This is a genomic window from Methanobacterium lacus (assembly GCF_000191585.1).
Lineage (GTDB): Archaea > Methanobacteriota > Methanobacteria > Methanobacteriales > Methanobacteriaceae > Methanobacterium_B > Methanobacterium_B lacus.
Window position 1 is genome coordinate 1138518 of the sequence record NC_015216.1, and the last position, 12960, is coordinate 1151477.

The window sequence follows — 12960 nt, forward strand, 5'->3', positions numbered from 1 at the left end:
ATCATCAACCAAATTTTTTAAATATTAATTTCATCTATAATTTTTTTTCAAAAAATCCCAATAATTACCTTTCCTTCCACAACCATAACAATAGTATCCCTTCTTATTAACACGGAATGAAGGTTTTTTATCTTCATGGTCATGAAATGGGCAGTGGTACATTACATATTCTTTTTCTGGATACACTCTAACTGGTGTGCCAAGGATTTGTTTGAATAATATAAGTTGATCAGTAACATCATCAAAACTATTTTTCGTGGCCATCTCAGATTTTTGAGTTGTTTTTCTAATTTTTGAATTGTAAAATTCTATTTCATCAATTTCTTGTAGATGTTCAGAAAAATTAGTACAATAATCCTCAATATCAAAGTTTTCAACACTAGGATCTAAAGACCTGGCCATTATATCTTCATAATCATCAGAGAGTTGGAATGGCACTACAATTAAGTCTGTTAATTGATGTTTGCTGTAAGGCACTCTTGAAAGTCTGGCCTTAGCATCACGAGTTACTGATAAATCCAATGTAGAATAACCATAAGATTTTTTAACGTGCTTTGCAAACCATAAAACGGCTAAATTGATATCTTTAAATTCAGTTGGTTTAAAGAATATATATGCATGGCAACCTTTAAAACCACTGAAAAAGAGTATTGGGGGCTTTTCGAATGTTTCTTCAATTTTTATTGCAAAGTCTTTGGCATCATTTACTGCAGGTTTAGATATTTTCTCATTAATTACCAAGTTCTGGAGTTTTTCTTGGAGACTATTCTGTAAAGATTTTTTGTAATTTAATCCTGAGCTCCTGAGTTTAACTAATTCATTTTTTATTTTTCGAGCTTCTTCATTCCTTACATCAAAATCCAAGAAGACCCTATCAAAAACCATGATACTATTTTTCTTCTCTTTTAAATTGTCAATAGTTCCATGATCATAGGTATGAATTAAACATGGATGATTACCATTATTTCGGTGTACATGAACGAATAAACTTTTAGGATCTTTGACAGTAAACTGTATTCTGAAGTTAGATTTATTAAAGTCAGGCGGCCTTCTGAAGTGCCTGTAAAAATTAGATCCATAAAAAGATTCATAAAAAGATAGAATACCCTTCATTTATAGATGCTCCTCAGGTATTCTATCGAGATTACGAAGATCATTGTAGAGTTTGTCTGAAACGATAATTTTATCGTTCAAATATGGTTTGAGTAAATATCCATAGAAAAGAAGATTTTCAATGTAGAGATTTAACTGCCTTTTAATGATCCCTGTGTTACTGGCCATTGATTCAACTAATTTTGAAGCTGTTAACTTCATATGTGGATCTTGGTATTCTCCCGCTGCGCGGATGATGTGTAGATAGATAAATTTTTTTAGATCTGGTCGTGTTTGGTCCCAGTTTAATAAAAGTGTTGGAGGTTTTGTTTTGTATTTAGGTTTTGGAAGTTCCGAAAGTCTGGACTGTTCCCCTATTCTATCCACCCCCGATGTTCCATATCAACCAATGTTTGATAAATGTCCACCTCGGAATATTTGGGTTTCAATACGTCTATTATGGATTTGTATGTGTGTTTAATGAAGTTCACGAGTTCGGATAGTATGGCACTTTCGAGTACTGTCAAATTTTTATAGTCAATTTTTGCATTTGTGGCCTGTTTTATGTGTTTATCGTTATTTTTAATTCTATTTTTTTCTATCAGAATTTCAGGATTCGTATTTTCGGTTTTTGCGACTGTATTTCTTGTGTTTGAGTAAATTCCAAATTCTTTTGATTGAACATGATATGGATTGTAAACAACTTTGTTGGATTTTTTTTGATCATATTTTGGTAGGTAAATTACATCACTTACTTGATGGGAGGAATTTGGAATTTGTTTTTTTATGAAGTCTTCTTCCTTATTTCTAATATTCGGCCAATCTATATTTCCGATGAGTAAAAGTAGATTTTCATATTTCTCTGCTTCAGATTTTATATACACTTTGGCCTTGCCCTTGATCCCATACTTGGTTTTAGTGTCAATGTCATGGTAAATAAAACCATTATCTTCAAAAAATTTCAGAATCTGCCAAGCATATCTACTGGATCTCTTAATCTTCTTTGCAAGTGAATTAGTTGTAACATAGCCATCATCATCAATGAGATTGTTTATAACCGGAAGTGTGTCGAGCAGTCTTTTATCAAATCCTGTGAGTGTTGCTTCGAGTATGGGAGCTCCGAGAACAAGTGCATGAACCAAATCAACCCAGGAAGCCACTAGAAAATTTTCATCATCAGATTCTGATCTACATCTCTGATACTGAAATAAAAGAGCACTACATGATATTAATTTTATTAACTTTTTTGAATCACGACGAGTTTGAGGATTAGAAGTAGGAAAAATTTCAAACAAATCACTCTCAAAAGGTATCAAAACATCATACTCTTTAAGTATTGTAAAAGCCTCTTTTAATTGGTCGTATTTATGGTTAAATTTCGTTTTATTATTTCTTTCCTGGAGCTTTTTCTCGGTGGTTTTAAAGTTCTCTTCAATGATCCTTTTTGTTTGTTCTTCGCTGTCGTCTACAGGTATTATGAAGTTTCTTGTGGCAAATTCTGGATCTAATTCCATGGCAGTGGTGGTTGTCACCAAAGTTTTAACAGGTATAACCGTGCGTTGAACTTCAAATTCATTGGTTTCAGGATTTTTTATAGTAGTCTCGGCAATGAAACCCTCATCATCATCAGACATGAGTCTGGTTTCTTTAGTTTTAAATTCATCCTCACAAGTTTCTTGAATGTAAAGTACATCAATATTATCCATGTCTTTAGCGTATTTTAGAGCAGTATCAGACAAACTTCCAACTTTTTTAGTCCGGTGCAGACCTGTTACTATGTTAGCAGTGTTGGTTTTTCCAATGGAAGATGCACCCTTCAGCGTGTTTATAGTGGCCACTCCTAATCTGGCTCCTACACAGTTGAAATTTAACACATGCTTAGATTCGATTTCACCAATAATAAATCCAGATTCTGGTTTTCTTTCATACAATGCTTGATCAATAAAACTTAGAAGGTCTGGCCTTTCCAGGAGTTTAACCATTGCACTCATTTGCTCTTCTGAAATTTCTTCTTCAGGTTCAGATCTTTTTAAATCATCTTCTTTCCCTATTGTTTTAGCAAATGGAGCTAACAACAATCTATTATCACTTACATAAACGCCTACTTCTTCTAAATAATCGAGAATTTCGTTTTTTTCTATTTCAACTTTTTTGAATAAGTGTTTTACAAGTGAGCTGTCACGTTTTTTGTTTTCAATATCTAATCCATTTCGATTTGATAATTTTCTATGGAAAGGTTGCGGTTTTGAATCTTTGATTTCAATCCATTGAACTAAAAAAGAACTACCAGTGTGCTGTTCAGAGATCCAGTACTCTAATTTGTTAATTTCTTTAAAAAATAAGCTGAAACCATCAACAGTGAGCATTACGGGTTTTTGTCTAAAATAAGGTATTTCTACTTTTTCCAGTTTATCTGGAAGTATCTCAAGTGGGTTCTGATTTTCCGATAAGTATTTATTTTCTCTAAACAAAGTATTACTATGAAGGGGTCCCTGCAAATTCCCTTCCATTCTCTCTTTTGAAATACTAAAACCTCCTTGAAGTTTATTCGTCCTCTTTGAGCACTCCTTCAATTTCTAAGAAACGTTTAACTCGCCTAATATTAACTGGAAGCTTTTTTTTGTTACGGTATTTATTATACTCTGATTTTAATTCTTCAGTTAGTTGCTGAATCAATTTTATCGTCCTCCAATTTGATTTTAATTGCTTTTCTTACATATTCACTTAAATTTTTGGATTCACCCCTTTTTATGGATTTCATGACCTTTCTCAAGTCGTCCAAGTCAAGGGATACTGACTTATTTACAAACACTACGATCACCTCACACATGCTCAAGTAGTATTAATTATGTAAAAAGAAATATTTAGTATTATTTATACTTTAAAAATTATTATTTAATAACAAAATAAAAATTTATATTAAACCATAAAAAAATCTAAAATAATATAAGCTTGTTTCATGTTGTTACCCTTAATAGTACCCTGTTCTATTTTTAATTAAAATTAATTATTAGCAGATTAATTTTTACTAAGAGGTCCTGGAAACTTCTTAAGATAAACTTCCATTACCACCAAAAAAAATGGAATTATCATCACATTCAATAAATCCAATCATCTGATTATTTTAAATTATTATTGTGCTGTGTAGATGTTGATGGTTCCTTTTATTCCGTTTCCATTAAGGACAAGAGTTTTAATTTGGGGATTGTTAAAGTAATAGGTTCCACTTTTGTTCTGTCCTTCATATATTGAAAACCCTTTATTATTGGTAAGATTTAAAGTGCCTGTTGGTACCCTATCTCCACTATTAATATTGTATGCATGTAACTCAAAAGCATTGGTGCCAGCAGACGTAGCATTCCAGGAGATATTATATTCGATTTTTATACTCTTAGTTCCTTGAGGTATATGAACTAGTGTATAATCTATATTTTCTGCATCGTACGATCCTAATAGCGTGTATTTTATATTTGTTTGTTGATTCACATATAGAATAAGGGGTATTGTGATAATAATGGCTAAAACGCAAATGATAATTAAGCTCTTCTTCTTGTTTTGAGATATCAATGATTTTAAATCATTTTGAGGAAATTTTTGTGTTATTGATCCCTTTGATTCATTTTTTACAGGATTTATTTTGCTATATCTTAAGTTTCCACCACACTCACATTCTTCGAAGTCATCTGGAGATTCTCCAGGTTGTAATTCATAATATCCACCACATTTATCACATAATAAATACCCTTTACTACTATTTATATCATCTTTGCGTACCATAACCTTCCAACTTCCTTCAATAGTAGATCATTTCAACTGTTAACAATAAAATCAAAGACATTTTATATTATCTAAATATGATGTTGTTTAAATAAAAAATCCACTAAATCCTTCCTAAACGTTTTAGTCAAAATAATAAATATTTCGTTAATTTACTAAAATGAATTGAGTGTTGTGGTTTATTTTATCTAGCATTTTATAGAATGTATTTCGATTAAAATACAAGTTATTTCTCTTTCATGCATTTTTATGCACCTTGTTTCATTGTTTGTTTTTATAGGTTGTATTTGAGGCTTAGTACGATGCCCTTGTTCTTTTAAATGTTATATTCTAATTTTGTGTATAATAAGTTAAATGTAATAATTCTCCAGTAGAAAGACCAAATTCAATACGGAAAAAAATACTTAAGATATAATTCAATAAATTTTAAGCATAAATTAATTTTCTTCTTTGCTTAGCCAATCTATATTGCTATAATATCTGAATTTTCCTCCACATTCACATTCATCATTGAAGTCTTCTGGTGATTCGTTTGGTTGGAGTTTGTAATATGCATTACAATTTGTACAAACTAAATAACCATCATCTTCTTTTCTAGATGTGACTCCATTTTGTTGCATATTTCTTATTTCACTCTGTTCTTTAATGAATACACCTGCAGCTCCGCCTATTCCTCCTAATATTAAACCTGCAAATATGGCTGCAATTGCTATGAAAATAATTCCAACATACTCAAATCCACCACTTACACCATAAGTGTTGAAAATTCTACTGAATAATAACAAATAAAATACTCCATACAATAATCCTACAATGGCAGAGGCAATTGCACCATTTATTGCTCCATCCATGTAATCATCGGCAATTAAATAACCTACAACTAATCCGCCTAAAATAGAACTAAAATATCCTAAGACAAATGATGTGGTCGCGGCAATAATAAATCCTATAATAATATATTTAAAATATAATCGCATTTAAAACCTCCAAATATATTATATCTACCGACATTAGAAACTTTCAATGTTGATAAACTTCCCTTGCCATCAAAAAATTGAATTACCTTATTCAATAAATCCAATCATCTGATTATTTTAAATTATTATTGTGCTGTGTAGATGTTGATGGTTCCTTTTATTCCGTTTCCTAAGATTATTAGACTTTTATTTCGGGATTAATAAATAAGATTGATGCCAGAATATAAAAATAATGATTTATGATTAAACTACTTATTTTTTTGTGTTGAATGTAGTTTTATTAACGTGCCTATGGTTCCTCCAATGGATCCAAGGATAAAAAATACCATAAAATAGATGACTGCAAATATCAATACAATCAAAATTAAACTATCAAATCGTGTCTGGGTTAAAAAAGGCAGTCCTGTTTTGTAAATTAATGAAGGTAATAGAAATCCTATACATCCTGCCACACCTGCAGAAATTCCACCATGCACAAATCCCATACCTCGGTTAATACCCACCATGTAACCTGCTAATAAACCACCAATTAATGGCCCTATTAAACTAAAATTATTAGGCAAATATTTAGCACCAAATATAATAACACCAATGGTAACGATGAAAGCAACTCCAATTGCCCTATAATTCCAATTCATCTCCTTATACCAATCTGAATATCTATTTCGAATATTTTTCAAGCCTACTAATACTCCAACTAAACAAAGAATTATGAAAAATATTAAAATTAAGAAAATAAATATGGCGGTGTAAAAATCATTCATAAAATTGTGCATATTGATAAATTGAAAACTTAACACTGATAGGCCATATGTCATGACAAAAAACCCTACCATAAAAAAACATATGATGGGCAACTCCCAAAAAAGCTTAATAAATTCCCTTTCATTTAAAGTTGATTTTGGAAACGCATCAATACTATTATCACTGCTAGAATAATCAGAGAAATCATCCGATAAGTAATCCAAATTTGTTAAATATTTTAATTTTCCACCACATTCACATCTATCAAAATCATCTGGAGATTCTCCAGGTTGTAATTCATAATATCCACCACATTTATCACAGACCAAATAAGCCATACAAATCACCACAATCAATACATTTCAAACTATCTCTGTTATTAGTACTGATTAAACTTGATATTTTAACGTTAATTATCACTTATTTAATCCCATTAATAGTATTATTACTTGTTTATTAATTGAATCAATTATACTCTTGTTATATAGTTCTAATTGAGAATTGTATACTACAGAATCACTCATTAGCCCAAGATATTATTTCAATATATTTCCCATAACTTTTTTATCATGAATAATTTCATCTAATAATTTATCTCTCTCTTCATTATGTTTTTTCATTTTTTGAATTTCTTCTTCCATAAATTTTATTTTATCTTTCTTTTCTTTTGAATCTTTTAAAAGTTGATCATAACCTTCTGTGGTCACTGTTTTTACTTCAACATTTTGATTTACAGTTAAGTGACTTAAGAATTGAATATATTCCTCTTTCACTGCTTCAGGGTCTGCTTTAAAATATGCTGATGTTGTGGAATCTAATTTATGTCCCATTATCCATCTTGTCATTAAATGTGTCATTTTATTCTTTTCTAGTGTACTGGCAAAGACTTCTCTTAAAATGTGTGGTCTAATAAACGATTTATTATCTTTTTTCTCGAAACCGGCATTTTCATTCATTCTTTTGTATGCTATACTAACGACAGTTTCTGACATCCGATTCATGTAGCTACTTAAGAATAATGAAGTTTCGGGGGTAATTTCTATCTGAGTTGTCCTATTTTGAGCAATATGTTTTTTGTTCCTTCTGTTTAAATCTGCAATATAATTTATGATAGCTTCAGTTGACTCTGGAGTACTGAAAGTAAAGAATGAATTTTCTGTTTTAATTCTTGTTATTTGCCAGAACGGTATAATATTAGTCTGGTCTTTGACACGTTCTAAAAATTCATCAAGATCTTTAGGAAATGGTTTTAAATCAATCGCATTATAAAAGTCTTTAAACTTTAGGGAGCATATTTCTGCTCTGCTCATTCCTGAGCTTAGTCCCAGTAATATTATGGCGGTAAAGGTTAAATTAGCATATTTTAACAGATGTCTTATATCTTCTAAAGTTGGCAAATCTTCATATAATTTTTCTTTTCTATCCGATCTAGCATTATTTTTAAATCTTTTAGGCAATTGTATTTCATATTCATTATAATATGCCCTTACACATGTTGTAAAGACCTTTTTACTACTTTCACTGTATCCTAAAGATTCTATGTGTTGTTGAAATTTAGATAAGTATTTTCTGATTGTTCTTTTTCTTAGCCTTATCCCTTCGTCCTCTTCATCTTCGGCCTCTTTGATCAATTCGGGTAAAGATTTGCCGATCAAATCAGTGTACATTCCTAGAGCATGAAGATATTGGTTTGTGGTACTCGTTTTATGTTTTCTGCGGTTACAAAAATCAATAAAATCAGGGTCATTTGCAATATGTTCATACTTCATATTACATACTATATCCAATAACTCATAAATAGTTAACATTTAGTATAGCATAACTTTATGTTATAAAAATGCTTTTGTTTACTCCAACTTTTTAAGTAACGCTAACTCCAACTAAAAATATTATATTTTTTTTGTATTAACTAACTGAGGTAGAGAGCAGGTGAGAATAAACTCATTGAAATTTCAAGATTGAATCAGATAACTAAATTGTAGGTAAGTTCGGTAATTTTTATTTAATTATACGTTTTGACTGTGATATTATTACATTCTGATAGGGATATAAATTGATATTATAATTATTTTAAATTTTAGAAGGATTAAAGCCAGTTTAAAGTATTTGGGAAAATTTAAGGCTGAAAAACATGCAAAACTTGGAAAAATATGAGTAATAAAAAATCAAATATTAAATATATAAGATGGGATGGCAATTGTGTAGTAATGGAATATTAGGTTCTTATTTGTAATTTCTAATGTTATTTTAAGAGTGAGAGAATTGGTTATAAAAAGCAACGATCCGGATGATCTTCCGTTGGTTCCTGGAGTATATTTGTTAAAAGATTCTGCAGATAGAATACTCTATGTTGGAAAGGCAAAATCCCTTAAAAAAAGAGTTAAATCCTATTTTAGATCAGATCTTGATCCCAAGACAAGGGCCCTAATGAACCAGTTCCATCATTTAGAGTACATTGTAACGGACACAGAAAAGGAGGCCTTGATACTTGAATCTAACCTCATAAAAAAACACATGCCCCGTTACAACATACGGCTTAAGGATGATAAGAGATACCCATACATCAGGGTTACCAACGAAAAATTTCCACGTGTCATAATCACCAGAAGAGTGCTTGATGATGGATCATATTACTACGGACCATTTACAGAAGCAACAACCCTTCGAAGACTTGTAAAATTTATTAAAGCATTGTTCAAAGTAAGGGACTGTAAAAACATGGATGGGCCGTGTTTAAACTATCAAATAGATCTTTGCAGAGCACCTTGCGACAACAAGATAAGCGAAGCTGAATACAAAAGAATGGTTGATAATGTATCCATGTTCTTTGAGGGTAAATACGATCAAATTATGGATGCACTTAAAGAGGAAATGATGGATGCCGCTGAAAACCATGAATTTGAAAAGGCCGCAGTTTTAAGGGATCAAATAAACTCGGTGGAAGATGTGCTGGAAAAACAGAAGATGGAATTCACTGGAGATCTGGATCAGGATGTTATTGCATCTGCTTCTGATGAAGAATTGGCATGTGTAGCAGTTTTTTCCGTGAGAAACGGCAAGATCATAGGAAGGGAAGATTTCTTAATGGGCGGAGGAGAAAACAGTTCCGAAGAAAAAATTGTGACGGCCTTCCTAAAACAGTACTACATGGGCCCCCGACATGTTCCTTCTAAGATAATACTGCACAAAGACATTGAAGACAGAAAACTCATTGAAGAATGGTTATCAGAAAAAAGAGAAGCAAATGTGGGTATTGAAGTGCCAGTTGAAGGCATTGAATTTAGGCTGGCTAAAATGGTGTCTAAAAATGCTCAAATACTTTTAAACCATCAAAAAGAGGTTAAAGGTGCTCTTGTGGATCTCAAGAAGTACTTAGGAATAGCTAAAATACCCAAACGCATAGAAGCATATGATATATCAAATATAAGTGGACAAAATGCAGTGGGATCCATGGTTGTCTTTGAAGATGGAACACCTAAAAAAAGTGCATACAGACGATATAAAATTGAAACCGAAGGTCCCGATGATTACGCCATGATGAAGGAAATGTTAACTCGGAGATTCACAAACCTCATAAACAATCAGGATTCTGAACCAGATCTTGTGCTGGTAGATGGTGGTAAGGGACAGTTAAACATTGCTCTTGAAGTTTTTTATTCATTAAATATAAATTATCCTGTAATAGGACTTGCTAAAGAATTTGAGCATGTTTTTATTCCTCAAACACCCAGTCCTCTAATTCTGCCCAGGAACTCTGAAGCCTTGCTTTTACTTCAAAGAATAAGGGATGAAGCCCATAGGTTTGCTATTACTTATCACAAACAGCTACGATCAAAGGAATTTAAAAGTTCACCCCTCGATAAAATTCCAGGTGTCGGTAACAAACGAAGGATGTTACTGCTTAAACATTTTGGAAGCATGGAAAATATCATGAATGCAGATCTGGATGAACTTCAACAAGTAAAGGGCATCAGTAAAAAACTAGCTAACATTATCCATGATCACTTCGATAGCTTAAACATCAAGAAAGAATAAATATTCTGATAGACAAATAATAATCAATTCATAGAAATATTGCCATTAATTGGGAGATGTACTGTTGAAGTTGCATGAATCAAGTCCAACACACTCCTACCAACAACATATTGAAAAATAATATTGGTAATATTAAAGTCGAATATACTCTATAAAATTAAGTTTTAAGGTTAGCACCATGTCTAATGTAAAAATTCTTGTTGTTGAAGATGAGAGCATAGTGGCAATGGATATAAAACACAGGGCCGAAGGTCTTGGTTACTCAGTCACTGGAATAACACCATCAGGTGAAGGAGCAATCCAAAAAGCGACTGAAACCAAACCAGATCTTGTTTTAATGGACATTGTTCTTAAGGGTGATATGGATGGTGTCGAAGCAGCACAAAGAATTAGAGACAGTTTAGATATTCCTGTGGTTTATTTAACTGCATACTCCGATGAAAAAACCCTGAAAAGAGCTAAGGTAACAGAGCCGTTTGGTTACATTATCAAACCATTCGAAGATAGGGAACTTCACAGTGCTGTAGAAGTGGCATTGTACAAACATAAAATGGAAAGTAAATTAAAAGAAAGTGAAGAATGGCTTTCAACAACTCTGGAAAGTATTGGTGATGCTGTAATAGCCACCGATGATAATGGGAAGATCAAATTTATGAATCCTGTGGCAATGAAGATCACAGGGTGGAACGAAGAAGAATCATTGGGAAAGGATCTAAAGGAGGTATTCCAACTTGTAAATGAGACAAGCGGAGCTCCAATTGATGATCCAGTGAACAAAATCATTGATCAAAACAAAATCCTTGATTTTAACGAACCAGCACTACTTGTAACAAAGAACGGTAGTAAAATACCAATTGATGATAGCAGTGCACCTATCACAGACAAGTCTGGAAATATTGTGGGTGTTGCACTGGTTTTCAGAGATATAACCGAAAGAAGAAAGGCAGAAAGGGAAAGAGAGGAACTATTAAAAGAAAAAGCTCGTGGAGAGCTTTCAAACTTTGTTGTGAGTGCTCTACCAGTATTTGCATCTAACATCCCACCACAAGTACGAAACAACATCGCCAAAAGTTTTTCTGATAGATTCGAGCAGAATATGAAACCTGCTTTTGACAAGGAATTTGCTGAGTGTACACATGATATAACGGATAACAAAGTGTTATTCAACTGTTACATAGATTGGCTTTCAGATTTCCTTTTAAATCTTGGTATTAACACTAAGAAACTTGAAAAGGATGATAATCATTGTTTACAATTTATTAACTGTCCGTGGCTTAAAGAAGCAGGCTCCAGTCCAATGTTCTGTTTAATATGCCGTGCCATGGTCATACGTAGTTTCACATGGACGAATATGAGGGGTAATGTTGAACAAACATTGTGCATGGCTGATGGTGCAGGTAAATGTAATTTTGAATTTAAATTTACAAAATAATAAATAATGTTTTATAAGGGATTTACATATGACCTTTAAGGGGTATTTAAGGAGGTTTGCATTTTGAAAAGGGTAAAAAGTGGTATTGAAGGAATTGATAATATAACTGGAGGATTTCCTCAGGGAAGATCCATGCTTGTTACTGGGGACGCTGGTTCAGGGAAAACGATTTTTGGCTTGCAATTTGCAAAGAGCAGCTGTGCTCAGGGATTTAAAACAACTTACATAACCACTGAAGAAGATGCAAAGGACCTGTACACCCAGGGCGAATCTTTTAATTGGGATATGAAATCCCAAACTGAAACTGGAAAACTCAACTTCGTTGAACTTGCAGGTGTGAGGGCCAAGGTTACAGAAGCAGAAATGAGTATTGACATAGGGGCCATGAAGGGTAACTTCACCAAGTTTGTCAATGAAATTCCTGAAGACACTAATACCGTTGTTATAGATAATATTGGTAGTTACACTGCTAAATTAACTCCCTACGAATTTAGGGATCGTTTTGATCTGCTGGTTTACGAACTGAAAAAACGAGACATTACCGCACTCATCATACTCGACAGTGCAACTTCAAAGGAATTCAATGAAATAGCATTATTCTCTGTTTACGGTGCCATGAGATTGATGAAACGTGAAAATCCATACACAGGTAGAAGGGAACGTGTAATGGACATAGTAAAAATGAGAAGCACCAAAACCCCTACACAATTTATAAGCTATGAAATAAACTCAGATGGAATATCAATGGTCTAATTGGATGAATTAAAAAGAAATTTGTGGTCTTTTTAATTCAAACGTAAATAGACTATTTTGAGTTTAAATTTTCTTGGGGTTTGTTCTTATTATTTATATATAAATATAATTTTTTTTTGTAATTATACAAACTTTAAAAGAAAATTGAAG

General features: G+C 32.3%; 12 protein-coding genes. 3 read left to right on the forward strand and 9 right to left on the reverse strand.

Annotated features, from left to right (window positions below; translation table 11 throughout):
• Window positions 1-30: 30 nt before the first annotated feature.
• The 9 genes from METBO_RS13915 to METBO_RS05720 all read right to left on the reverse strand — a co-directional run bounded on the left by METBO_RS13915 (window position 31) and on the right by METBO_RS05720 (window position 8359).
• Window positions 31-1113: a CHC2 zinc finger domain-containing protein gene (locus tag METBO_RS13915; RefSeq protein ID WP_013644729.1), complete on the reverse strand. Its 1083-nt coding sequence runs from the start codon at window positions 1111-1113 to the stop codon at window positions 31-33.
• Window positions 1114-1479, reverse strand: a complete 366-nt coding sequence (locus METBO_RS05695; protein ID WP_013644730.1) for a hypothetical protein — start codon at window positions 1477-1479, stop codon at window positions 1114-1116.
• A complete protein-coding gene (locus METBO_RS05700; protein ID WP_013644731.1) occupies window positions 1467-3602 on the reverse strand; it encodes a hypothetical protein in 2136 nt (711 codons plus the stop codon). Before METBO_RS05700 ends, METBO_RS05695 begins: the two co-directional genes overlap by 13 nt.
• 34 nt (window positions 3603-3636) lie before the next feature.
• Window positions 3637-3768, reverse strand: coding sequence for a hypothetical protein (locus METBO_RS14030; protein WP_013644732.1), 132 nt, complete (start codon window positions 3766-3768; stop codon window positions 3637-3639).
• A complete protein-coding gene (locus METBO_RS13605; RefSeq protein WP_158304891.1) occupies window positions 3749-3904 on the reverse strand; it encodes a hypothetical protein in 156 nt (51 codons plus the stop codon). The genes METBO_RS14030 and METBO_RS13605 overlap by 20 nt, the downstream gene beginning before the upstream one ends.
• 320 nt (window positions 3905-4224) lie before the next feature.
• Window positions 4225-4869 (reverse strand): hypothetical protein, encoded by a 645-nt coding sequence (locus METBO_RS13875; protein WP_013644734.1) that lies wholly within the window; start codon window positions 4867-4869, stop codon window positions 4225-4227.
• 437 nt (window positions 4870-5306) lie between these two features.
• Entirely contained in the window at window positions 5307-5846 is a 540-nt protein-coding gene (locus METBO_RS12670; RefSeq protein ID WP_013644735.1) for a DUF5518 domain-containing protein, read from the reverse strand.
• A gap of 248 nt (window positions 5847-6094) precedes the next feature.
• On the reverse strand, window positions 6095-6484 hold the full coding sequence (locus METBO_RS13610; protein ID WP_158304892.1) for a DUF5518 domain-containing protein: 390 nt from the start codon (window positions 6482-6484) through the stop codon (window positions 6095-6097).
• A 642-nt stretch (window positions 6485-7126) separates the two neighbouring features.
• A complete protein-coding gene (locus METBO_RS05720) occupies window positions 7127-8359 on the reverse strand; it encodes a tyrosine-type recombinase/integrase (RefSeq protein WP_048186379.1) in 1233 nt (410 codons plus the stop codon).
• Window positions 8360-8852: 493 nt separating this feature from the next.
• On the opposite strand from METBO_RS05720, the gene uvrC reads away from it, so the two are divergent.
• The 3 genes from uvrC (at window position 8853) to METBO_RS05735 (ending at window position 12810) form a co-directional block, all read left to right on the forward strand.
• Entirely contained in the window at window positions 8853-10625 is a 1773-nt protein-coding gene (gene uvrC / locus METBO_RS05725; protein WP_013644738.1) for an excinuclease ABC subunit UvrC, read from the forward strand.
• Window positions 10626-10803: 178 nt separating this feature from the next.
• Window positions 10804-12057, forward strand: a complete 1254-nt coding sequence (locus METBO_RS05730) for a methanogen output domain 1-containing protein (protein ID WP_013644739.1) — start codon at window positions 10804-10806, stop codon at window positions 12055-12057.
• A 63-nt stretch (window positions 12058-12120) separates the two neighbouring features.
• Window positions 12121-12810 carry an ATPase domain-containing protein gene (locus METBO_RS05735; protein WP_013644740.1) on the forward strand — a complete coding sequence of 230 codons (690 nt, stop codon included), beginning with the start codon at window positions 12121-12123 and terminating at the stop codon, window positions 12808-12810.
• The last annotated feature ends 150 nt before the right edge of the window (window positions 12811-12960 follow it).